The following is a 24039-nucleotide window of genomic DNA, read 5'->3' on the forward strand; positions in this document are numbered from 1 at the left end:
TTCAAAAACATTTCCTACCTTTGCAGCCTCAAAGTAATCTCTTGCAGGAAAAACTGTTACATTGCTTTTAAAATTTTAACTACTAAAGCTATAGGAAAATGGACTTAATGAAGGTTGTAGATGAGCATTTTAAGGAAGAGAGAAATCTTCCTGATTTTAAAGTAGGTGATACTGTAACTGTTCACTACAAAATTAAAGAGGGAGCCAAAGAGCGTATCCAGAATTTCCGCGGAGTAGTATTACAGCGTCGTGGAACAGGCATTAACGAGACCTTTACCGTACGCAAAATGGCAAGCGGTGTTGGTGTAGAAAGAATTTTTCCGGTAAACTCTCCATTTGTGGAGCAGGTTGATATCAACAAACGAGGTAAAGTGCGTCGTGCACGTATTTTCTACTTCAGAAAACTTACCGGTAAAAGTGCACGCATTAAAGAAAAAATCTATACAAAATCATAAACATGGTTTTGGGAAAATATCAGGACGTCTCCTTCGGGTGGCGTCCTTTTTTTATGCTTTTTTACAATACTTTTGTGTGCTTTAACAAGAAACATTAAATTTGGTCAGGAAAATCAGGTGCTCTTGGACTTTTGGGTAAAGCTATACAAATTCAGCTCAATAATAAGTTCCATTGGTCCAAATAAATATAAATTGTTATTCCAATGAAGTTGATAAAATTCCTGCTTATTGCCTCTGTAGCAATATTACTCCATTTTCAATCGAATGCGCAGCCTGCTGCCACCAAAACCGTAACTTTTAATTTATGTTACCCCGATGATGCGCATCCCCTAAACAATGCATTGCTTACTAATTTAATGAGTGCACTGCCCCGGGTCAATGATAAACCATGCCTAACCTTCGAGGTAACTTTTTCATTCAAATATCGTGTGGCAGGCTCAAATTTCAGAACCGAAATTCTTTGTGAGAATGTTAAACTGGCGCATCCATTAACCTTTCAGCGTTTCGACCTCTCTGATAAAATTTTTCCTGTTACAGCTACCATAAATGTTAAGGTCGATAAGCAAACTAAAACCTTTGAACATCAGCTTAAAGCCGATGCCAAAATGGGTGACATACTTACGCCCGACCAACCACAAACCTTTATTGTTGAAATAACTTCAATTCAAACAGGACAAGAGGTTTTAAGCAGAATTGTAGAAAAACAGCAGCACATTTCTGCTTATTATACTGCAGATACGCAGATTAAGCTGGCTTTTGAAGAACTCAATACCATCAATCCTGACAGCCTCGAGCTATTGGACCATTATCTCGATATTACCCGAAAAAACTTTGCCATTGTAGAACGCATTAAGAAAAAAGAGCTTTATAAACATTTAAACCTTGGAGCAAATGACCCATTAAATGTTTACGACCGAACCAATGAATTGCATAAAGCAACTTTCGAAGCAAAAAATGCACTCCTCGAGCAAACCGATAACTTAGGTGAAGAGTATCTCAGACTTGGGTTGGAAGCTCTCGAACAGCAGGATACAGTAACTGCACTAGCGTATTTTAACACAGCCATTGAGGTCGATTCTGCATTGGCCGGTCCGTATGTAGAAAAAGCTAAAATTGATTTTAATCGTGGCAAACTCCTCGAAATCATTGACCAAATACGTTTTATAAGTGCGCAGACAACCCACCATAGTGGTAACCGCGACGATATGGTGGAAATGATTAAATACATTGAAAATCAGCTTATTGAGGAGGCGGAAGCACAAAACAGGCAGGAGCATTATCACGAAGCACTTACTTTAATGGATTCTGCTGAACATATTTGTAATAGCATTCAGGTAGTTGTTTGTTCCGATATGATTAATGTGGCAAGGTCTCACAGTTGGAGAGGATTACTCAATCAGCACATCATTAATTGGTTCGACATTATTTCCAGAGAACAATACAGCGAATTGCCCGAAGTGGTAAAAGAAGGTTTTCAGTTTCGTAGAAACCACAACAAATGGTTAACCACAAATGAATTATTGTATACGAACCTGCAGATTGTTCAGGATACCCTCATAACTGTGGCAGCGCAACACGAAGATGCCAATCCTGAAAAGGCCCTGGAGGCTTTGTATGCTGCAAGACAAATATGTAATGCCTATGTAGAAATTCCTTGTGCCGAAAATCTTGATGAACGCTTTAAAGCAGCTTTTCAAAAATCTTATCAGAAAATGCTCAACGAGGCAGAATTAGCACTGCAGGATAGCCTGCCTAATCGGGCCGATACCATTCAAAGCAAAGCTATGCGCTACATTAAAGCGCAAGACCTTTCTCCCACAAAGAAACACCGTAGAATAATAGAACAAATTGCAGCACAAAGGTATGCTCTTTTGCTACAAAGCATCAGGGCTGTAGAGTTAGCCGATAAAAAGGTGATAACTTTACTGGATTCAGCAATTACTATACGTAAAAATTATGGATTGGACGAAGTTAGAGATGAAAATTATCAAAAGACCAGATTATTGACAGATTATACAACTTCGCTCGCTGAGAAAGCGGAACGTATGCTTCGTGCCGAACAAATCGTAATTGCTACAGGATTGCTGCAGGAAATAGACTGGGTTGTAACCCGGTTTAATTTTGTTTTAAACGATTCCCAGCAAGCATTTGTAGAGAAATTACGTGAAAAAATTGGAAGACAGGCATGTTATCAAAGCTATAAGCAATTACGTATATATATGATTGCTGCAGATAAATTTATGAGTCGCGATGATTATCCACATGCAGAACAAAGCCTGGAAAAAGCACTGAAGCTTACAAAACAGAAATCCGGTTGTGGTTTTGATGCAGACCCAATTAACGAAGGTATAAATCGAATAGCTGATGTAGCTGATTTTCAAAGGCACCTTCGCGAGTTCAAAAGTTTTGCTGTGAATAATAAATTTGAGCAAGCCATAACCAGGTACGATCTCATTCAAAATAAATATCACGATTCCTTGCTTGAACCATTTAATCTTGAAGTAGAATCCTTAGCCGTGCAAGCTCGTAAAACCGATTACCTGCCTTTTATACATCATGCAGCCAAAATTCTGGCAGAAAGAGGTCAGCCAAACGAAAGTTTTGGTTTAATAACTTATCTCTACAAAAATGACTTCGACCATCAATTGTCTGTGCCTGCTCAGGAAGCCCTGGGAGCAAGTCTTGCCAAAGAATTTTACATAAACGACCCATCAAATGAATCGGCACAGTTATATCAAGGGTATGTGATAGATAAGAAATGGAGTAAACCTTTTAAAAAAGCCTTTAAACGTCAATGGAAAATAATGCAAACCGAAACCGAAACAGACAAATAATATTTATCCTATTAATATTTTTAAGCGTAGGTGCACACGCCCAGCAAAAAGAAGCAACAACAAATTATTCCGAAAAAACACCACTTTATTCACATATAAATGTAAATATAGCAGTAAACTCTTCGAGAATATTAAGAACCCATGATACGCTACCCAATTTTGGCTATAATTATGGAGTAGGTGGCGGCCTGGAAAATGAGCTTTTTTTCAACCAGAAATTTTCCGGTCTCGCGGGCATGAACCTTAGCTTATACCGGTCATCTATGGAGAGTAGTGCCAATATCTACAGAGTATTGGCTGTAAATTTACGTGTGGCAGGCAAATATTATTTAACCCACAGGGTTGCCGCCTACTTTGGATTGAGTAATTATTTTACAGTCACCCAGCAATTAAAGACCTCATATCTCGATGAGAATTGGAATAATGAAGATTATATGGATAAATTTCAATTTGGTGGAATAGCCGGATTTGATTTTTACCTGTACGATTGGAGTACGATAAGAACTACAGTGGCTATACATCAGCAAGCCGTTGCTTTTGAAGTGGCTTTTATCATAACGCCCGATTATTTACCTTAATTACTCTGCCAATATTTTGGGCCTAAAAATACATTTGTTTCTTTGTTATAAAGGCTATGTGTGTTAATTGGCTGTTAAGTTATGTCAAACCGCTTTGTTCTTTGTAAATAATTATCAAATTTACGGGTCAATCCATAATTATTATTGTAATTTTGGTAGGAATCGTAAACTTAATATCTCATGCTTTTAAGGTCTTTATTATTATCTCTAACAATTATCTCTGCAAACCAGGTTTTTTCACAGGAAGAAAAAAAAGTCGCTGATGATTATAGTCGAAGTGCTATTACAGTCAAAATGCTCGATTACAAAACAGGTAAACACAGGCAGCAACTCGAGCAGGTATTTGTAAATCTCCCTGTTCCTGCAAAGTTCGACAATAACAATTTGACAGACAAGGTAATTGAAACAAAACTCGCAGAAGGTGCTGCCCGTAAAGCAAAAATTGCAGCCATTAAAAAACATCTTGAACAAGAAAAAGCCGCTAACCATATTATTGCAAAATGGTTTAACCGGCAGGAAAATGGCCGCATGAACATGGAAATAATTCACAAAAGAGGGCTTTACAATGCAGTAGACTCTGATGTGAAAAAAGCCGAGGCTTCAAAAAGAGGCAAAGCCATGCTCATGGATATGGGGATGAAGTTACTCGGTAAATCCTACATTGTTGTGATTGATTACGCCAAAATCAGAAATCATAAAGAACTCGACATTGATGATCGCCATGGGTGGCGTACACCAATTAATGTATTACTTTTCAAGGTAAAATACAACAGCGACGTGCAGGCAAAGCTCTTTGATGAAATGTGGATTTATAGCGACGATGATCCGGAAACCGTAAAAGCCAAGAGGGAAAAATTTAACAATCATACATTCAAGGTAGAATATGTGATGACTACAAGCAACCCAACTCCGGTGCAGCGTATGCAGTATAATTCAGATACACAGCTTGGTAAACTTTTGCCACAAAAATCGGATGAAGAGTTATTTAAGGAGTTAGTTGCCAAAGGTCATGAACGCGCATTTTTTCTGTTGGAAAAAAGTCATGAAGATTTCAGAGTCAAAATGCCACTCTATGATGACCGCCCCTTACAATCCAAAATTGGTAAAAAAGAAGGCCTTAAGGTCGATCAGCGTTATTTTGTATACGAATACGAATACAATCAAAAAACAGAAAAGGCTGAACCCAATCGCAAAGGAGTCGTGAGAGCCAAAAATGTGGTAGATAACCGTGAGGTAGCAAGTGGAGAATCACCTACTTCCCGCTTTTATCAAATTAGTGGTGGGCGCTTGCAAAAAGGAATGCTCCTGCAACAGAAATCAGATTGGGGTATAGGAGTGCAGGGAAGATTTGGTATCGGAAACATGGGTGGCGGCGGTATAAAAGCTACTCTTAATACAGCCCGTTATGTGGGTATACCGCAGCTAAAGATATACGGCTATTTGGCTGTCGATGCCAAAACCTATGAAGTACCAGATAAATATTTAACTGGCACTGATCCGGTGGAATACGATTTTGGTTTCTTGCGTCTTGGAGGCGGACTGTCCAAAGGCTTTTATTTTGCCCGTATGTTCAGCATCGAACCATTTCTGGGCATTGCCTATGAAACGGCATCTCATAGCTATTTAACTTATGAAGACCATACGCTTTATTCGAAAAATATCACTGATGTAGATGATGCTATAGATTTCAATGTACTGATGTTTGACATAGGTGCAGATCTTGGCATTCATGTAACTTACTGGATGAAGCTGATTGCTGGTGTGGAATATCATCAGGTGGGTGATATTATTGATAGTGACGGGGATGTGTATGCCTTAGACGATCCAGATGGTGACCCTGTGAATTACGCAGATTTTTTTATAGACCGCGAAGGAATAACCTATAATGTAGGCTTATATATTGAATTTTAATTATTAAAAAACAAAAACCAGCCATGTTGAAAAATGTTGTTGCAATACCGGGTTAACTTAAACAGTATTGATGCGATATGATTCACAGGTAAAAAATTACTGCATATGAAAATTTTTAACAAAAACACATTACTGGTTTTATTGGCAATGCTTACTGTATTGCCAGTTAGTGCTCAGGAACAAACCAGTGAAACGGAATCTGTATACCGCAGAAGTTCCCTTTATCCACTATTGCTCGAAACCAAACCGGTTTTTAGCGATCAATCCGAAGCAGAACTCAATGCCATCGTAATGAAAGCTTACGGTGAAGCACCCTTTCCTGAAAAATACAACGATCACAGGTTGCCTGAAGTAAGTTTTAAGTTTAGTGACTATTCTCAGCTTTCGGCAGAAGATCTTCAAAAAGAAGAAGACAGCGGAAAAAAGAAAAACGGTCGAAAAATTGATCAGAAGTACCTGCAGGCCATCAATAAGTACATTGAGGAAAAAGATGTACCCCGCAAAATGATTGCCAAATGGTTTAACCGAAAAGAAGACGGGTCTTTTGATATGAGTATGATCCACAAGCGTGGAGCCTATAATGCAAGCGCCATGGAAGTACAACTGGCAAGTGGCTCTATACGAGGTATGGCAGCCATTAAAGATGCAGGAGAAGAACTCATCAAAAACACTTTTTTTGTGGTAAACCGCATGCGCTTTGTGAAAAATGAACCCATTGCCCGCGCAACCAGAGATGTGGCCATAGAAATTGCTAAAAACACCATTGACAATCGATTGGCACGCATGGCTGCCATAAAAACTGCCGAAATAGCCTATAACGCCGCCAAGGATGGTTACTCTGTGTGGAATGTTGCTTATCTCTATCAACTTGAATGGAATGACGAAATTGCTGACAAGTTTTACATGGATATGTGGATGGATTCTACTTCTATTGATCCGGAGCGCAAAGCATTATTTGATAATACAGACATATTTAAACTAAACTATGTTGGCTTTCAAAAAGCCAAATCACTTGTTTTGTTGGGTATTGGTAAGAAACCCGAAGAAATTTTAACGGTTGCCACAGTGCGTAATATCGACAGGGTTTATGTTAAACTTCAGAAAGAATATGATGTTTTTAAAACCAAAACGCCAATTCTTTCAGCTGATCCAATTATTGCAAAAATTGGCATGAAAGAGGGCGTCGAAGGAGGCGATAAGTTTGATGTGCTGGAAATGGTATTGGACGAAAAGACCGGATTAACACGTTATGATAAAGTAGGTCGTGTTAAGGTAAAGAAAAAAGACATCTGGGACAATCGTTATGTGTTGAGTGTCGACGATACGAAGTTAGAAAATAAAGAAGAAGATGATGATGAAATACCTGGGACAGTATTTAAAGGCGGAGGAAGAAAAGTTATGGCCGGAATGCTTTTGCGCCAGGTTAAATAATTTAATGTTATATTAGCATAAAATCATAAATTTAATTGTTTGAAATGAGGCTGGTTTGACATTAGATTTTTTGAGATACTAAATTTATTCTGAGTCTAACAGTTATTTAAAATTAATACACATGAAAAAGTTATTACAAATCTTAGTTATAGCAGGTTTGGCCTATGGATTATTTGGTTGTGCTGCTAAAAAAACAATGGATGCCACTTATGAAAGTGAACATGCCATAGAAGCCGAAATTATTAGTGTAGGTAACGACGGCACAAAAATGATTAAATCATGGGGTTATGCAAAAACTCCTGAATTGGCGCTTATTGATGCTAAACGCAAAGCTGTTAAGGCTGCTATCTTTCATGGATTTGCAGCAGGCGGCGGTTCAGCAAAGGTTGGTCCTATTGTGAAAGATGAAAATGCCAAAACCGAGCACAAAACATTTTTCGATGAATTCTTTAAAGATGGCGGCAAATACCTTCAGTATGTAAACTCAAAGAATGTGGGCATGCCATCAGGTCAAGATCGACTGAAAATGAAAAAAGGCTACAAAGTAGCTGCATCAGTAGCCATTGAATTTGATAGCCTGCGAAAATATTTGGAAGAAAAAGGTATTGCAAGAAGCCTTGATGCCGGATTTTAATTTAACCTTAAAAACAGGAGCACTATGAAAAATATTGTTTTAACTATTTCAGTCTTAATGCTGGCTGTTGCAATGTTTGCTCAGCCTGCCAAGAAACCAACCATTATGGTGGTTCCTTCTGATCAATATTGTATTTCAAGAGATTATAAGCAGGAATTTAATAATCAGGGAGAGACGAAAGTGTTACCCGATTACAAAAAAGCGCTTCAAAATGATAGCGACCTTCGCCTGGTTATATCAAAAATGAGTGGAATAATGGCAGACCGTGGTTTTCCGCTCAAAGACCTTGAGCAAGAATTGAAAAAACTCGAAAATGAGCGCGCCCAAAAAGACATGACCATAAGTAGTTCTACAGGAATGGGGCTTGCGGAATCACCCATTGATGCATTATTGCGTACTGCAAAAGCCGATATCATTATGGATTTGAGTTTCGAAATCAAGCGCCGGGGACCACAGCAATACATTACCTATATTTTAAATGGTTACGATGCCTATACATCTAAAAATATAGCATCATCCTCAGGTGCAGGCGAACCTTCATCTGCTGCTACACCTGATGTGCTGCTCGAAGAGGCTGTTTTAGCTCATATGGATGAGTTCAATGACCGGTTGATGAACTATTTTACTGATATGTTTGAAAAGGGACGTGAAGTTACTATTCAGGTACTGGTAAATGACGCAGCCATGGATAACCTTGAAAGTGAATATACATGGAAAGGTAAAACAGGTGAACTGGGTCGATTGATTAATGCCTGGTTTATTATGAATACAGTTGAAAAACGGTTCTCCCGGGCAACAAGTACAGAAAATCTTTTAATTATGGATCAGGTGCGTATGCCAATGTTTACTGAGGATCCCTGGACCGGTGAGAAAGTCGGTCAGGATACGCAAGATTTCGCCTACAAGTTAAAAAGCTGGCTTGAAGATGAAATAGGAATTGGCGATCCAATAAAAATTGCCCCCAAGGGCCTTGGAGAAGTATGGCTCATAATCGGGGGTAAATAAAAAATCGACTGTGTTGAATTAAAATTCTCAATAATGAAACAAATACTTATATTACTGACCATGCTTGCTGTACTTTTCAGTACCGTAGTCAATGGCCAGAACAACGAAGGAAAAGCAGATGACGAGGCTCGTATTGCTGTTGCTCCCGTAGTGAAAAACAGTGAACTGCCCGCCCATGCTAAAAAGATGCTCATACACAAAATGACCCAGTTATTGTCGTTGAACAATATGGCCGGCGGTGATGAAGCATCCTTTTTTACCATCGAAGGTGATGCCACTGTGCTTACACAGGAGACTACACCAACCGCACCTCCAATGGTGTCTTTGCAATTGAGTGTATCATTCAAAATTACAGACAAGCAAAGTGGTAAGGTTTTCAGTGAAGTAAGTACAGATGTAAAAGGTGTAGGTACGAACGAAACAAAGGCATACATGACCGCACTGCGTTACGTAAACATTCGTTCTGCGCAATTCAGAGCTTTTGTGGATAAGGGCAAAGAGCGCATCTTACAGTATTATAACTCAAACTGCGACTTCTTCCTAAGCCGTGCCGAAGCACTAAAAGAGCAAGGGAATAATGCCGAAGCAATAAAGGTGCTCAAGGCTGTACCGCAAGTGAGCAAAGAGTGCTATGATAAAGCCATGAAACTTCTGGGTACAATCGATATGCCTGAACCACAGCAAACACAAGGTGGAGGTGGTGATGTAGCCCAGTCTTCCGGTGGCTCACCTGTCAGTTCCAGCGGTTCAGAAGTGGAGATTGATGATAATATTTACCTGGTTTACAATAACATGAAGACTTTTGGTGATAAAATTACCATGTACTTCCAGCTTGAGAACCGTGGCGGTAAAGATTATGAGTTGAAAGACTATAACCGTGATATCCGGATTTTAGCTGAAGGAGGCATCGAAAAGAGCGTCAACAAAGTTGAAGTGGCCGGGAAATCAGGAGCCAATACCCGTGCAACACTCATGCCTGGCGTACCTGTCAAAATGGAGTGTCATTTCGATAAAGTAGACAAAGTAATGATGTTTGAGTTTCCTTTTAACGACAGCGATTTCAGAATTAAAGACTTCGGTCAGGCCACTGCATCTGCAGCAGACAAGAGCTCAACAGGGGGCAATGAAGGTGGCGGCAGCGGCCAGGTTGTTGGTGCTATTGATTATTCTAATCTTGGCGGTTACGAAGGTGCCAAAATTGTTTTCAATAAAGTTACCAAATGGGGTAAATTTAAGTTGCCTGTCGATCAGTTTGGCAACTTCTCATATGACTCACCAAAAGAAGTTCAGGGTAAAGTTACTCGCTATCAGTTTAAAACTGCACCGGAAAACAATCCTGAGTATCTCATGATGAAGTCAAAACCCAATTTTGAAAATAGAGGGTTCAAATTGGTTGTCGACCGCGATAATGATAATTTAAGCTCAGGAAATTTCCGTAATGGTTATATGCGCAAGCTCGATAACGAGCGTTTCGGTATCAAGTATGGCGTATCACCATGGGATAACAATAATGCTTACATGCTTTATAAAGGTTCCAATGGTGGTAAAACCATATATATTTCTGTTTATTTTATGGCAGATAAAGAACATACCATCATAACACAAGATGTTGTAGAGGTGCAGTAGAAATATTGTCTTAATGCATTGAGCCGGGTTCCATTGGAATCCGGCTTTATTTTTATTTTAGGATCTTTTTTTCTGCTATTAACATTTTGTTGTATAACATTTTGATCCTTATAGTGTATTAGCCTTAAACATAAATAGTATCCTATGAGAAAACTATATTTTATATTTAGCATTCTTTTGGCTGCAAATACCGTACTTCTGGCCGATCACCACCAGGTATCTATAAGTGGCTTTTCATATTCTCCCGATTATTTAACCGTAAATGTCGGAGATACAGTTACCATTAGTGCAAACACGACACATCCCCTGGTGCAGGTTAGCAGCACTACCTGGTATGAAGAAGAAGCAACCCCACTAGGCGGTGGTTTTGGTCCCACAACTTCAGACTATACTTTTGAGATTACATCGCAGGACACAATTTTTTATGTATGCGAAAACCATGTAGGTTCCGGGATGAAAGGCAAAATAGCTGTAACTTCAGCAACCTCAGTGCCCTCTGAACCCACATTTGATTTTACCATTTACCCCAACCCGGCACCCCGCGGATATGTGAATGTATCTGTTCCGCATACAGACGGACAAAACAAAGTCCTGAAACTATACAATGCAGTGGGGCAAATAATGCGTACAGAAACTTTTTCATCCGAAGCAATATCCGTAAATACGGATTTGCCTGCAGGAGCATATTTCATAACTGTGCGCAGTGAGGAGTTTATGCGCACCAGAAAGCTTGAAATTTCCCGATAAATTAAATATAGCCATAATCAATCATTTAATTAAGTAGATAGTAGGCTACCTGTTTATTTATTTGCGTGAATTATAAGTTGAAAAATAATTTTATCATGTTGAATTACAAAAACCTATCAATTTTAACAATTGCTTTAACAAGCATGCTAACATTTATAACCGCATGTGATGATGATAACGATGAACCCGCCAATAGTGCACCTGTATGTACGATAACAAATCCAGATAATGGTGCTGCGTTTTCACAAGGCGAGATTATAACCATTGCTGTGGATGCAGAAGATGAAGACAACAATCTTGAAGAGGTGCGTTTTTATATAAATGATATTGGTGTTGGTTCGGCCAGTAGCTTCCCCTATAATTTTGAATGGAATACCGGGGACGAAGCACCAGGTTCCTTTGCTATAAAAGTGGAGGCCATTGATGAAGTGCAGGAAAAATCAACTGATGCGATTGACATTTCGATTGTGGCTGGTGGCGATGCCCCTGTAGCATCCTTTTCTGCAAGTCAAACTACCATGGCAGAAGGAGAATCAATAAATTTCTCAGATCAGTCCACAAACTCACCAACTTCATGGAGTTGGGATTTCGGCGATGGCAACGTAAGCACTGATCAGAATCCTACTCATACATATAGCAATACAGGAACTTATACCGTTAAATTGGCAGTTTCCAATAGTTATGGTTCCGATACATTAACCAGGTCCGATTATATTACAGTCGAAACCAGTGGGAGCGAAGGAACTGTATCAGATATTGATGGTAATGTGTACAATACAGTTGTAATTGGCAATCAGGAATGGATGGCAGAAAACCTGAAAGCCACAACTTATAAAACAGGAACGGCTATTGAACTTATTACAGATAATACTGAATGGGAGAACGAAACTACAGGTGCGTATTGTTGGTATGATAACGATGAGAATCAATATGCTGACACTTACGGTGCGCTTTATAATTGGTTTGCTGTGAGTACTGGTGACTTATGTCCCGATGGCTGGCATGTACCCACTGATGATGAATGGAAAACCCTGGAAATGCATCTTGGTATGACCCAGACACAGGCAAATAATATCGGTTTCAGAGGTTTGGATGAAGGAAGTAAGCTGGCTGGCAATGCCACACTATGGATTGATGGCGACCTGGAATGGAATAACGAATTTGGTTCAACTGAGTTTTTAGGCCTTCCGGGAGGAAATCGCTTTGATAGTGGTGCATTTAATAACCTTGGTAGTTATGTAATTTGGTGGGCATCTACCGAATATGATCTAAATTCAGCCTGGATTCATTATTTATACCATAACGCTACATCGGTTGGTCGCGATTCTGATCTTAAATCAAATGGCTTTTCAGTGCGTTGTATAAAAGACTAGTACTTATTGGTAAATTACATGGTTTATCGATCATTTAAATATTAGATGTCTAAGTTTTTTGTGAGAAAAAAATGATCATGCTTTAGATAGCTGAATTCAGTCGTCAACTAAAACTTAAAGGTATTAGGTAACTTGGTGATGATGGTTTTTTCAATTAAATTGCAGCAGATACCCGAACAGGTATCTCCTTTTTTATGAACTTAAACTATCTAACAATGAATCGTTTGAGAATTGTATTACTTATACTGGTATCGTTTTTTGTGTTTTCTTCGTGTGGCTATTTTTGGCGGGCATTGGTCTACCAGAAAGTCGATATTGATGATTATAAAATATTTCCCAATCGGGTGATAGAAGCCGGTACACATGACCCATGGGAGGAAGCCAATAGTTACAACGATTTTACTTTATCCGATACTACTTTCGATCGCACCATGGACCTCAAAACAGTGGCTTTTTTAGCAATTCAAAACGGGAAAATTCTTTACGAGAATTATTGGGACAATTACACCGACAGTTCCTGGAGTAACTCTTTTTCAGCTTCTAAAAGTATCGTTAGCCTATTGATGGGAATAGCCATAGAGGAGGGGAAAATTGGTTCTGTGAATGATCCGGTAGCCAAATATGTGCCTGCATACGACAACGAAACCAATCGCGATTTGCGCATTAAAGACGTATTAACCATGAGCTCAGGCTTAAACTGGCATGAAGCCTATGCCAATCCCTGGAGCAAAACCACCAAAGCCTATTATGGTCGTAAGTTAGAGAAAATGATACTAAAACTGAAAGTGAAATCAGAGCCCGGAAAATATTTCCATTATTTCAGTGGCGACACGGAACTTTTGGCCATTATTCTGCGCAATGCCACCGGCATGAGCCTGGCAGATTATGCTTCAGAAAAACTTTGGAAAAAAATCGGGGCCAAACATGACGCCCTTTGGAGCCTCGACCACGAAGGCGGAATAGAAAAGGCTTATTGCTGTTTCAATAGCAACGCTCGTGATTTTGCGCGTATCGGCCAGCTTGTGCTCAACAATGGCTCCTGGGATGGAGAACAGGTAGTGCCAAAAGATTGGCTGGAGCAATCACTGAAACCAGCTGATCATTTGTTAACCGAAGACGAAAACAAACCTGTAAAATTTTACGGCTACCAATGGTGGAGGGTGAAACATAAGGGACACTTGACGTATTATGCCCGTGGATTGGCCGGACAGTATATTTTTATTGTGCCTGACAAGGATTTGGTTATAGTGCGCCTTGGCCATAAAAGGAGTAAAGAACGCATCAATAATTTGCCTTCAGACATTTATCTCTGGTTGGATACTGGATTTAAAATTGCCAATGCTAAAAGCGCACAGTAAATACGGTTTTCCCGGGTTGCGATGTGGCTGTAATGTTACCGCCCTGCGCCCTGATCAACTGGCGCGATAATGAGAGTCCAATACCGGATCCGGTTTGTTTTGTGGTAAAGAACGGGATGAATATTTTTTCCAGTACTTCCGGTAAAATGCCCTGTCCATTATCCATTACCTGCAACATGATATTGCCATAATTGCCAAAACCGGCAATGAGACTTATTTCCGGGGTTTCTGTTTTTTCCAGTGCATGTATGGCATTGCGCAAGAGATTAATGAAAACCTGTTCCATCATGGTTTCATCGGCTGTTATTTCAAGATTTTCGGGCTCTATGCGCGTTGAAAGCTTAATTCCGGCTTTTTCAAGGTCTTTTTGCATGAAATGTTCCAGGTTAGCATAAAAATCTTTAATCTTTAGTATGTTAAAGTTAGGCTTGGGGATTCTGGTTAAACTGCGATATGTCTGGACAAATTGCAGTAAACCTTCACTACGTTTATGTATGGTTTGTAGGGCCTGCTTAATATCTGCAGTTACTTCGGTTGTGTCTTCTCCGGCTTCATGACTTTGTTGCCAGTCATCAACCATGAGGTTAACGGTTGTGGATAAGGATGTGATGGGGGTGATGCTGTTCATGATTTCGTGCGTTAGAACCCTAATGAGTTTTTGCCAGGCCTCCATCTCGTTTTGTTCCAATTCAGACTCGATGTTTTGTACCGAAACAATGGTGATTTCTTTATTTTCTTGCTTAAACTGTTTGGCGTATACCGACAATTGCAACAAATCGTCGTTAATCTGTACTTTGATAAGCTTACGCTGATTGTTATGTATGTTACGTAGTATTTCCACCAGCTCTGTGCTAAATTTCTCTAAATCAGATATATTGGTTACTTTTTTTATCTGAAATAGTTTGTTAGCTGCATTGTTGAGCATCAATATTTTACCATCCGCTTCATAAGCCATCATTGATATACCAATGTGTTGCACCACATTTTGGTAAAAGAAAAACTGTTCTTCTTTTTCTTTGCGTATGGAATGAAATTCTTCCAACACCTGGTTAAATGATGAAGATAATCCATCGAATGCTTCGCCAAGGCCGGCAGGTTTAAATGACCGGTTAAATTCAGCATATCGGATAGAATCTAGAAATACAGTAAGTTGTCGATTGGTCTTGTTTACCAGTTTTATGAGCCAGTAACCCTGCAAAAGGGCAAGCACAAATAAAAATGAGGCTGTAAAATAAAATTGCGTTTGGTAATAAAGGTACCCAGCCAACAAAGCTGTAACTAGAATGATGAATACCCTGATTATAACCTGAAATGAAAATTTTTTATAATCCATGTTTTTCCATTCTGCGATATAGCGACGTGCGTGTCAGTCCAAGCTCTCGCGCAGCATGGCTGATATTGCCGTGCGTTTTATCCAGTACTTTTTTTATCACTTTTTTCTCTACTTCGTCAAGGTCGTAAGTATCGAATTCCATACCGCCTTTGGCTTTACTTTTATTATAAAGCACAAAGTCATCCGGTTCCAGCATGTTACCATCAGCCATAATTACGGCTCTTTCTATGGCGTGCTGTAGTTCCCTGATATTGCCGGGCCAGTTGTACATTTCCAGCTCTTTCATTGCTGATGCAGATACTTTTCGTATGCGTTTTTTATATTTTTTACCGAAAATTTTCAGGTAATGGTCTGCCAGCAAAGGAATGTCCTCGATTCGTTCGCGCAGTGGGGGAAGTTCAATTTCTACTGTATTGATTCTGTATAATAAATCTTGCCTGAACTCACCATTGTCAACCATTTCGTATATTGAAGCATTGGTTGCGCAAATAAGTCTGATATCAATATCTTTTGGTGTTTTGGCACCAAGTCTTTTTACCTGCCTGCGTTCAATGGCTGTAAGCAGTTTTGCCTGAAGGGGCAGCGTCAGGTTTCCTATTTCGTCTAAAAAAAGCGTACCACCTGATGCTACTTCAAAGCGACCGGGTTTGGCATCCTTTGCATCGGTAAATGCTCCTTTTTCGTGGCCAAAGAGTTCGCTTTCAAAGAGGGTGTCGGGTATGGCGCCAAGGTCAACGTTGACAAAGATAGCGTCTTTTCTGCTCGAATTGCGGTGGAGCGAACGCGCTACAACCTCTTTACCCGTACCATTTTCACCCGTTATCAGCACGCTGGCATCTGTTCCGGCGACTTTGTTGATCGTAGAAAACACGTTTTTCATTTTTGGCGCAACGCCTATGAAATCTTTAAATGGCTGGTCAGTGGCAGCAGATAATTCGCGCGTGCGGTTTTTTTCAGTAGATACCTCTTCCTGACTGAAGCGCAGTCGCAAACTTGAGTTTACGGTAGCTATAATTTTTTCATTCTGGAAAGGTTTTAAAATAAAATCTGTTGCTCCCGCTTTGATGGCCTGCACGGCTTTATCGGTGTTGCCATAGGCAGTGATAAATACCACCACAGCGAGCGGGTCTATTTTCAGAATTTTTTCTAACCAGTAAAAACCTTCCTGCCCGCTGCTGGCATCCTGCGAAAAGTTCATGTCAAGCAAAATCACATCATAATCGCGTTCCTGCATTAAGTCCGGTATATTGTCCGGATTAGGCTCTATCTCTACATGATTTACATGATGTTTCAGCAATAGTTTTAAAGAAAAAAGAATATCCTCGTTATCGTCTACAATTAGAATATTTCCATGCTTGCTCATAGTAGGTGGTTTAATGAATTATGATAGCCCAAATTACACTTTTTTACTATTTAAAACAAAAATGTTCGTAAGTGAACAGCAATAAGGCAGAATTGAACACTTATTTAGGCTCTGATATTTAGTTTTATGTCTTATAATCTGATGGTTATAAGTAGTTGGACTAATTTTAGCTTTGTGTAAGAAAAATTGAATGATGCCCTTTAAATTAACTATAGTATGCTTTTTAATGCTCAGTAGCATTTTTTCCTGTAGAAACGAAATGAACGTTGCGCCGGCTGCCATACAGATAGATACCATTTATCAGGTTGCTGTTTCAAATAAATATATTGTTTCAGGTCAGTTACAGACTAATAAAGATACCTTATTTTCACCTTTGTCGGGCAGTGTTAAGTGGTTAGCTGCACATGGTGAGTTGGTAAACCATGCTGATACAATTTGTATCATAAAAACGCCGGTAAATTCCTTTCCATTAAACAATAGAGCTGAACTTTTGCACATTCAAAATCAGTTACAAAAGCAAATAAGTATGCTTGCAAAATACTTAGAAGCAGTTGAACCAGAGAAACATCAGGAGCAATTTTTATATTTAACAGATCAACTCAAAGAGCTGAAATTAATTGATGATGAAGTTTTAAGTACAGCCAAAAATGCTAAAGAATTAGAGACCTTGATAAAAATGAACATAAGTCGGGTCAGTAAGCGAATGAAAGATATTGCAAAACAGCAAATTATTAAGCAAGGCAGCACAGTTTATTACATTACAAGCCCTGCCCGGGGCAGATTGAATATTATTGGTTCAAAACCTGAGGTTGATGCAGGAGATATTTTGGGCAATATTAGCCACACCGGTAATGGTTTGTATGCTTTCAGGGCTGATAATATGCCTCAGGGAGAATGGAAAAGCGGCGTACGTATTTTTGCAGGCGAAAAAAAGTATGGTGGTGAAATTGTTGACCAAGAAGGAAATATATTTATATTAGAATTACAAAAGCAATGTGCCGGTATTGATGACCACACAAACAAGCAAGCCAAAATGAAGTTAATCAGTGAGCCTGTACGCCGCATTTTAATATCAAGAAGTGCAGTAATTAAGAATGGAGATGTTGAATGGGTATTTCGCAGGAAAGGGAATATATTTGAAAAGGTACGGGTAAAGTCCGCCCCTTACAATGGTTCATTGATAGAAATAACATCCGGTTTGCATCATAATGATCAAATTATTGTATCTTCAACAGAACCAATCTGGGATCAATCCCATCTAAAAATGACAGGTTTTTATGCTGAAAATTAGCAATTTAACTAAAGTTTTCCGGGCCGATGAGGTCGAAACTGTTGCCCTTAACGACATTAACCTGGAAATACACGAAGGAGAATTTGTGGCCATTATGGGCCCTTCAGGATGTGGTAAAACAACCTTACTCAATATTCTGGGATTAATTGATTTACCCAGCTCGGGAACCTATTATTTCAGAAACAAAGAGGTGAGCAGACTTAAAGAAAAGGCACGGGCAAAACTCAGAAAGGGGAGCATTGGCTTTATTTTCCAGAATTTCAACCTCATCGAAGAACTCAACGTGTTTGAAAATGTAGAGTTGCCTCTGATTTATATGGGTGTATCATCGCGTGAGCGGAAACGCAAAGTAATGGAAGCACTTGAGAAAGTTCAGATTACGCACCGTCACCGACATTTTCCCGTACAACTTTCCGGGGGGCAGCAGCAACGCGTAGCAGTGGCCCGGGCTGTAGTGGCTGATCCACCTTTAATCCTTGCCGATGAACCCACCGGAAATCTCGATTCTGCTCATGGTGAAGACGTTATGCAACTACTGAACGGTTTAAATAGCAATGGAACTACAATTGTAATGGTTACGCACTCTCAGCGCGACGCAGATTACAGTCGAAGACTTATTCGCCTGTTCGATGGAAAAATTATACATGAAAACGTGGGAGAAGGATTTGAAAAGAAATTATAGACCAACTGTAAATTTAAAATTGATAGAGCTTTGAAATGGCGTTGCTGGCATATGGCTTTCAGACATGCGTTGACTAACCGCATGTATTTTTTCATTAATGTGCTCGGATTGGTTCTGGGGTTTACAGCCGTGTTTTTAATTGGCATATACCTTAATGATGAATTAAACTTTGACCGTTTCCATAAAGACTCTGACCGCATATACCGGGTGGTGCAATTCGGTAACTATGGTGGACTGGTAGAACGGTCATCCAGTTGTCCGTTCCCATTGGGCCCGGCTATTGACAAATATTTCGACGAGAAAATAGAGGCGCACACCCGTTTGTATAATTATCAATCGCCGAGTACGCAGATTGCCTATCGAAATATAATGCATTACGATAGAGGTTTCTTTTTTACCGATCCCGGTTTTTTTGATGTTTTTACTGTAGATACAATTGATTCCAAAAGTGAACATTGGCTTACAAAACCATTTCAGGCCGTTATAAGTGCCAGTGCTGCCCGCAAGTATTTTGGACACATCGATGTGGTTGGCAAAAAACTAACCATCGAAAATCAGTTTCAAGTCGAAGTTCAGGCCGTAGTGAAAAACTGGCCCGTCCATTCACATTTTGATTTCAGCGTGTTGGTATCTATGGATTCTTATGCACAAATGCGGGGTGGTAAACTTCCCGGTAATTGGGTGCAAAATCCCTGTTGGACATATGTTAAAGTTTCTGAAAATACCAATCAGAGCGAAATACAAAAAAAACTTCCGGTTTTTGTAAAGTCGCACTTCGATGCCTTCATAAAGGATAATAATGCGTTGTTCCTTCAACCTTTGCATGATATCCACCTTACATCGCATCTTGAATATGAGATACGCAAAAATGGAAATATGGAGTACGTCTATATTTTTGGAGGTATTGCGCTGTTTTTAATTCTCATGGCTGCCATTAATTATATTAACCTTACTACTGCTACTTTTGCTTCCAGGGCCAGAGAAATTGCCGTAAAGAAAGTACTGGGCGCTACATCTGGTAATATTCGGTTTCAGTTATTTGTAGAAGCATTTGTCATTACTTTGATTGCTGCTATAATATCTGTGGTTTTTACTGAGCTGTTTTTACCCTGGTTCAATAAAATTACACTGAAGGATTTTGAATTATTAGATATCTTATCGTGGAAAAATGTGCTGCTATTTTTGCTCATTCTTGTTGCCGTAGCTACTGCAGGCGGAATATATCCAGCCATTTTTATTGCAGCACTGCAACCTGCACGAATATTAAAAGGAAACCTGCGCCGTGCCGGTAAAACCGGCATGAGTCGTAAGGTGTTGGTGGTGAGTCAGTTATTCATTTCAATTTTGCTGGTGTTTGCTGCTTTAACCATACATGAGCAGTATCGGCATTTATTGCGTTCTTCCAATGGAATAAATCGTGAAAACCTGTTGGTGATTAATGCTCGTTTTTCAGATTTACATAAAAGTTATCCGGAGTTTAAAAAAGCGATTGAAAAGCATGATGCCATTGATAAAATTACTGCCTCTGACTATATTCCCGGTATTGAGCATAACCGGCATGGGTTTTTTATTGGTGCAGATACTGCTGCAAATGATGTCGTTTTTTTACCGGCACTTCGTGTGGTGAATGATTTTTTCGAAGTCTATGGTTTGGAAATTACGCATGGACGGGGATTTAAAAATGATACCTCCGATTTGCAATCTGCTGTTTTAATTAATCCCGAAATGGCAGCATATCTGGGTTATGAAAATCCTGTTGATGCCATCGGGAGCCATGTAAATATTTATTATGGACAGGAAAAGGTAGTAGGCATTTTTCAGAATTTTTATCCTAAATCTTTGCACTATGAACCCAATCCGTTTGTGATTGATTTGGTATCTGAAAAACAAAACCCGAAAATAGGCATTCAATATGCAGCTGTGCGCTATACGCCAGGTAATAAGAAGGAAGTGCTGGCGTTTATAAAAAAACAATTAAAAAGGTATGCTGGCGAAAAAGAAGTTCAGATTAGTGAATACAAAGATATTTATTACAGCCAGTACGCAGAAGAAAGGTTATTTAATCAGCTTGCAGGTATAATGTCAGTGCTTAGTTTGATTATTTCTGCTGTAGGACTTCTTGGTTTGGTGTCTTTTATGATTCTGCAAAAAAGTAAGGAGATAAGTGTGCGAAAGCTTCATGGTGCATCAAACTCTGCTATTTTGAGACTTGTGGCAGGCGAATTTATTCGTATTTTTATTATTGTAGCGCTTTTTGCATTGCCTGTTGCATGGTTTCTCGGGAGGTTGTGGCTAAATAATTTTGCATCGCATGTCGGAGTTTCTTTAATTAACTGGATTGTAGCATCTCTTACAGTAGCAATAATGATTATACTCGTGGTCGCACTCAGGTTGAGAGAGGCAGCAAGGGTTAATCCGGCCGAAATATTAAAATATGAGTGATTTATGTGGAAAAATTATTTAGCCATAGTATACCGCAATATTCTTCGTCAGAAGCTTAATACCTCTATCAATATTTTGGGACTGGCTGCAGGTATATCAGCTGCGTCACTCATCTTTCTGTATGTGTATACAGAACTGAATTTTGACGAAAATTGGCATGAGCCTGGAAATTTATATCGGGTAAACGAAAACTTTGAATATTATCAAAAAGACAGTACACCCTATGCAGTGACTACTCATGTATTAGGCAGTCGTTTGCGCGAGTATTTTCCCGATATGGAGGTTTGCAGAATGGAGTCTGGTGATTATGGCGACAACATTTTTGTAGATGACAAATGGTTAAATCCAGGAGTAATTAACCATGCTGACAGCAATTTTTTTAAGCTTTTTACTTATCCCCGTACCTTTTTTAATGATGAAAACGATACACTACCCAAAGCCTGGGTTGCGAAAAAGGTTTACGACAATTTTTTTGCACCATACAACACACAAACTTTTCAATATGGTGACAAGTGGTACGAAGTAGCGGGAACCTTTAATAAAAGTGGTTACCATTCTCATCTTGATGTAGATATTGTGGTGCCCTATGATTCATTATTACTTAATGATTACAAACATGTTGCAGACTGGACACGTTTGAATACTTTCACTTATGTGAGGACAGCATATGACAAGGAAAGACTTGAACGTATGATAAACCAAAAGGTTGAAAGTGAAGTAGATGAATTTACGCGTAAATACAACATGCAAATGGATTTGTATTTTCCCGTGATAGCAGTGCCAGATATTCATTTTAATCATGTATATCAGTATGACAGCTTATCGAACAGGGATAGAAATGTGGTGTGGCTTTTTAGCATCATAGGCATTTTGATTATAACAATTGCCAGTATCAATTATATCAATATGGCCATAGCTCAGGGAGGCATCAGAGCCCGCGAAATTGCCATACGTAAAACCATGGGAGCTACCCGAAGAAACGTCATTATACAATTTTTGGGAGAATCTGTGGCCATTACGCTATTGGCCATTATTATTTCTGTGATTTTTACAGAAATGCTATTCCCTGCATTCAACGAAATTACCGGGTTCAATTTTCACATTTTTGAAGCAGCAGTTTTATCCCGGTTAGTTGTTTTTTTATCAATTGTATGGATTTTATTGGGGTTTTTGAGTGGCTTTTATCCTGCATTTGTACTTTCGTTGTTCCAACCCATTACTATTTTCAGAGGTGGAGCCGACTTGATGTTGTACCGTAATGTGCGGTCTTATTTTGTATCCTCTACTAAAGTTAGGAAACTGATGCTTGTGGCCCAATATCTGGTTGCCGGAACCATCATCATTGCCACAATTATTATTCAATTGCAAACCAGTTATCTCGTAAACCGCGATATGGGGTTTGATATGGATAAGCTTGTAATTATGCAGTTGGAAAAAGACAGCACAAGGGCCCCGCAGTACAGAAAACTATTGGATGCCGTGCTTGAACTGGAAAATGTGGAGAAAGCAACCCTCGCAGAGCGTGTTCCGGGTTTACGTACAGGCAGGTTATTGTTTTACTTCGATTCCGATTCAGGCCGCTACCAGGATGGTTTTAATGTGTACAGTGGCCGGCCCGATTACCTGGAAGTACTGGGTTGTGAAATAGTTTCCGGCCGCTGGTTTGATCCCTCGGCCCGCGAAGGCGAATTACGCAATGAAATACTTATAAACCAATCATTTGTCGAAACCATGGGCTGGACGCAACCTTTGGGGAAAGTTTTTGCTTCAGGCTTTTCCGATGAACACAAAGTTGTAGGTGTAGTACAAGATTTCAATTATTATTCATTGCATCAGGATGTTAAGCCACTTGCTATCTTGCCAAATATTTTTACAAACCGGTATCTTGTCATCAATGCCCGTAATCCCAGGGAACTTGTAAATTCAGGAAAACTTGAACATTTATGGGCAGGCTTTTTCCCAAATCAGGTTCCTACCATTAACAGGTTACGAAACACTTTCAACTCTCAATACACCCATGAGCATCGGTTGCTCAGTATTTTTGCTTACTTTTCCGGACTTTCTATTATAATCAGTAGCCTGGGACTTTTTGCCCTGAGTGCATTCTCTGCACAAAAGCGTAGCCGTGAAATTAGTATACGAAAAATATTGGGTGCCGAACGTAAACACATTCTTAGTTTGCTGTATGTCGATTATATGCAAATATTTGCAATAGCCACTTTGCTGGCCTGGCTTGGAGCCTTTATTTTTGCCAATCAATGGCTCGATACCTTTGTTGAATCTGTATCTCCGGGCTTATTACCCTATTTGCTGGGTTCAGTCTTTATTTTAAGTGTGGTGGCCATTACCGTGAGTTATCATACCCTGAAAGCTACACGTACAAACCCTGCAGTATTCCTGAAATATGAATAGTACTTGCTATAGCGTTATATGGATTAAAAAGAAAAACCAATACTTATTCCAATGACATGTGCCTCGCCTAATCGGTACGTCCTGAAGTTATATCTTGGTCCGCTATTAAAATGATAGAATTCATAGTCAAAACCAATAAGAAAGGATATATTGGATTTTGTTTTTATATTAAACCCAAAAGATGCATTATAGATTTGTCCGCCAAATTCAGTATTGTAGTTTAAATTGATTGGTGAACCAGCACTCGCTCCAATGTATATAGATGATTTTGTTTTTGTATAAAATTTATGCCTGAAATCAAGCATAGGTATTATAAAGGTATCACTGTCCAGAAAGTGTCGGATACTGACCAAAACGCCTAATGAAAATTTGTTATCAATTTCTAGAGCATTGACAAGGTTAAATTTTAGTATGTTAAAATCAGGATCATCAAGAGTAATTAACCCAACTTGAAAATTTTGGTCTAAAAATCAGGAAAGTAGAAAAAATATTGGATTTCTTAAACACACATAACCAAGCAATTATAAAGAGCACATTTTTCGACCATATTCTTAATCAGCTGAA

18 protein-coding genes are annotated in these 24039 nt (G+C 39.2%); 15 read left to right on the forward strand and 3 right to left on the reverse strand.

All coding sequences use genetic code 11. The features are described from left to right. Positions 1-98 precede the first annotated feature (98 nt). The 11 genes from rplS to ACTB0Y_RS01865 all read left to right on the forward strand — a co-directional run bounded on the left by rplS (position 99) and on the right by ACTB0Y_RS01865 (position 13952). Complete coding sequence (gene rplS / locus ACTB0Y_RS01815) at positions 99-455, forward strand: 50S ribosomal protein L19 (protein WP_463205078.1); 357 nt, start codon at positions 99-101, stop codon at positions 453-455. A 203-nt stretch (positions 456-658) separates the two neighbouring features. After that, on the forward strand, positions 659-3289 hold the full coding sequence (locus tag ACTB0Y_RS01820; RefSeq protein WP_463205079.1) for a tetratricopeptide repeat protein: 2631 nt from the start codon (positions 659-661) through the stop codon (positions 3287-3289). Then, positions 3250-3867, forward strand: a complete 618-nt coding sequence (locus tag ACTB0Y_RS01825; RefSeq protein WP_463205080.1) for a hypothetical protein — start codon at positions 3250-3252, stop codon at positions 3865-3867. Before ACTB0Y_RS01820 ends, ACTB0Y_RS01825 begins: the two co-directional genes overlap by 40 nt. A 180-nt stretch (positions 3868-4047) precedes the next feature. Continuing rightward, complete coding sequence (locus ACTB0Y_RS01830; RefSeq protein WP_463205081.1) at positions 4048-5778, forward strand: hypothetical protein; 1731 nt, start codon at positions 4048-4050, stop codon at positions 5776-5778. Positions 5779-5883: 105 nt separating this feature from the next. Then, positions 5884-7209: a hypothetical protein gene (locus tag ACTB0Y_RS01835; protein ID WP_463205082.1), complete on the forward strand. Its 1326-nt coding sequence runs from the start codon at positions 5884-5886 to the stop codon at positions 7207-7209. Positions 7210-7330: 121 nt separating this feature from the next. Next, on the forward strand, positions 7331-7843 hold the full coding sequence (locus ACTB0Y_RS01840; RefSeq protein ID WP_463205083.1) for a hypothetical protein: 513 nt from the start codon (positions 7331-7333) through the stop codon (positions 7841-7843). 24 nt (positions 7844-7867) lie between these two features. Then, positions 7868-8848, forward strand: coding sequence for a DUF6175 family protein (locus tag ACTB0Y_RS01845; RefSeq protein WP_463205084.1), 981 nt, complete (start codon positions 7868-7870; stop codon positions 8846-8848). A gap of 33 nt (positions 8849-8881) precedes the next feature. After that, on the forward strand, positions 8882-10474 hold the full coding sequence (locus ACTB0Y_RS01850) for a hypothetical protein (RefSeq protein WP_463205086.1): 1593 nt from the start codon (positions 8882-8884) through the stop codon (positions 10472-10474). A gap of 144 nt (positions 10475-10618) precedes the next feature. Then, positions 10619-11221 (forward strand): T9SS type A sorting domain-containing protein, encoded by a 603-nt coding sequence (locus ACTB0Y_RS01855; RefSeq protein ID WP_463205087.1) that lies wholly within the window; start codon positions 10619-10621, stop codon positions 11219-11221. Positions 11222-11316: 95 nt separating this feature from the next. Further along, entirely contained in the window at positions 11317-12594 is a 1278-nt protein-coding gene (locus ACTB0Y_RS01860; RefSeq protein ID WP_463205088.1) for an FISUMP domain-containing protein, read from the forward strand. A 215-nt stretch (positions 12595-12809) separates the two neighbouring features. Then, positions 12810-13952, forward strand: coding sequence for a serine hydrolase domain-containing protein (locus ACTB0Y_RS01865; protein WP_463205089.1), 1143 nt, complete (start codon positions 12810-12812; stop codon positions 13950-13952). Here the strand turns inward: ACTB0Y_RS01865 and ACTB0Y_RS01870 are convergent. After that, positions 13936-15285, reverse strand: a complete 1350-nt coding sequence (locus tag ACTB0Y_RS01870; RefSeq protein WP_463205090.1) for a sensor histidine kinase — start codon at positions 15283-15285, stop codon at positions 13936-13938. The genes ACTB0Y_RS01865 and ACTB0Y_RS01870 overlap by 17 nt on opposite strands. After that, positions 15275-16648, reverse strand: a complete 1374-nt coding sequence (locus ACTB0Y_RS01875; RefSeq protein ID WP_463205091.1) for a sigma-54-dependent transcriptional regulator — start codon at positions 16646-16648, stop codon at positions 15275-15277. The genes ACTB0Y_RS01870 and ACTB0Y_RS01875 overlap by 11 nt, the downstream gene beginning before the upstream one ends. A gap of 259 nt (positions 16649-16907) precedes the next feature. Between ACTB0Y_RS01875 and ACTB0Y_RS01880 the strand changes: the two genes are divergently transcribed. Genes ACTB0Y_RS01880 through ACTB0Y_RS01895 form a run of 4 tightly spaced genes read left to right on the forward strand, consistent with a single transcriptional unit; the run spans position 16908 to position 23475 of the window. Next, positions 16908-17939: a hypothetical protein gene (locus ACTB0Y_RS01880; RefSeq protein ID WP_463205092.1), complete on the forward strand. Its 1032-nt coding sequence runs from the start codon at positions 16908-16910 to the stop codon at positions 17937-17939. Next, positions 17926-18621: an ABC transporter ATP-binding protein gene (locus ACTB0Y_RS01885; RefSeq protein WP_463205093.1), complete on the forward strand. Its 696-nt coding sequence runs from the start codon at positions 17926-17928 to the stop codon at positions 18619-18621. Before ACTB0Y_RS01880 ends, ACTB0Y_RS01885 begins: the two co-directional genes overlap by 14 nt. Positions 18622-18672: 51 nt before the next feature. Further along, positions 18673-21063, forward strand: coding sequence for an ABC transporter permease (locus ACTB0Y_RS01890; RefSeq protein WP_463205094.1), 2391 nt, complete (start codon positions 18673-18675; stop codon positions 21061-21063). Positions 21064-21066: 3 nt separating this feature from the next. Further along, the gene (locus tag ACTB0Y_RS01895) at positions 21067-23475 is read left to right on the forward strand and encodes an ABC transporter permease (protein ID WP_463205095.1); all 2409 of its coding nucleotides are present in this window, start codon (positions 21067-21069) and stop codon (positions 23473-23475) included. Positions 23476-23498: 23 nt separating this feature from the next. Here ACTB0Y_RS01895 and ACTB0Y_RS01900 read toward each other — a convergent pair whose 3' ends face one another. Beyond that, positions 23499-23780 (reverse strand): hypothetical protein, encoded by a 282-nt coding sequence (locus ACTB0Y_RS01900; protein WP_463205096.1) that lies wholly within the window; start codon positions 23778-23780, stop codon positions 23499-23501. Between the last annotated feature and the right edge of the window lie 259 nt (positions 23781-24039).

The organism is Salinivirga sp. (assembly GCF_055145285.1).

Coding starts and splice junctions, on each gene's coding strand:
- rplS (WP_463205078.1), top strand. CDS start 99: ATGGACTTAATGAAGGTTGTAGATGAGCATTTTAAGGAAGAGAGAAAT.
- ACTB0Y_RS01820 (WP_463205079.1), top strand. CDS start 659: ATGAAGTTGATAAAATTCCTGCTTATTGCCTCTGTAGCAATATTACTC.
- ACTB0Y_RS01825 (WP_463205080.1), top strand. CDS start 3,250: ATGGAAAATAATGCAAACCGAAACCGAAACAGACAAATAATATTTATC.
- ACTB0Y_RS01830 (WP_463205081.1), top strand. CDS start 4,048: ATGCTTTTAAGGTCTTTATTATTATCTCTAACAATTATCTCTGCAAAC.
- ACTB0Y_RS01835 (WP_463205082.1), top strand. CDS start 5,884: ATGAAAATTTTTAACAAAAACACATTACTGGTTTTATTGGCAATGCTT.
- ACTB0Y_RS01840 (WP_463205083.1), top strand. CDS start 7,331: ATGAAAAAGTTATTACAAATCTTAGTTATAGCAGGTTTGGCCTATGGA.
- ACTB0Y_RS01845 (WP_463205084.1), top strand. CDS start 7,868: ATGAAAAATATTGTTTTAACTATTTCAGTCTTAATGCTGGCTGTTGCA.
- ACTB0Y_RS01850 (WP_463205086.1), top strand. CDS start 8,882: ATGAAACAAATACTTATATTACTGACCATGCTTGCTGTACTTTTCAGT.
- ACTB0Y_RS01855 (WP_463205087.1), top strand. CDS start 10,619: ATGAGAAAACTATATTTTATATTTAGCATTCTTTTGGCTGCAAATACC.
- ACTB0Y_RS01860 (WP_463205088.1), top strand. CDS start 11,317: ATGTTGAATTACAAAAACCTATCAATTTTAACAATTGCTTTAACAAGC.
- ACTB0Y_RS01865 (WP_463205089.1), top strand. CDS start 12,810: ATGAATCGTTTGAGAATTGTATTACTTATACTGGTATCGTTTTTTGTG.
- ACTB0Y_RS01870 (WP_463205090.1), bottom strand. CDS start 15,285: ATGGATTATAAAAAATTTTCATTTCAGGTTATAATCAGGGTATTCATC.
- ACTB0Y_RS01875 (WP_463205091.1), bottom strand. CDS start 16,648: ATGAGCAAGCATGGAAATATTCTAATTGTAGACGATAACGAGGATATT.
- ACTB0Y_RS01880 (WP_463205092.1), top strand. CDS start 16,908: ATGAACGTTGCGCCGGCTGCCATACAGATAGATACCATTTATCAGGTT.
- ACTB0Y_RS01885 (WP_463205093.1), top strand. CDS start 17,926: ATGCTGAAAATTAGCAATTTAACTAAAGTTTTCCGGGCCGATGAGGTC.
- ACTB0Y_RS01890 (WP_463205094.1), top strand. CDS start 18,673: ATGGCTTTCAGACATGCGTTGACTAACCGCATGTATTTTTTCATTAAT.
- ACTB0Y_RS01895 (WP_463205095.1), top strand. CDS start 21,067: ATGTGGAAAAATTATTTAGCCATAGTATACCGCAATATTCTTCGTCAG.
- ACTB0Y_RS01900 (WP_463205096.1), bottom strand. CDS start 23,780: ATGCTTGATTTCAGGCATAAATTTTATACAAAAACAAAATCATCTATA.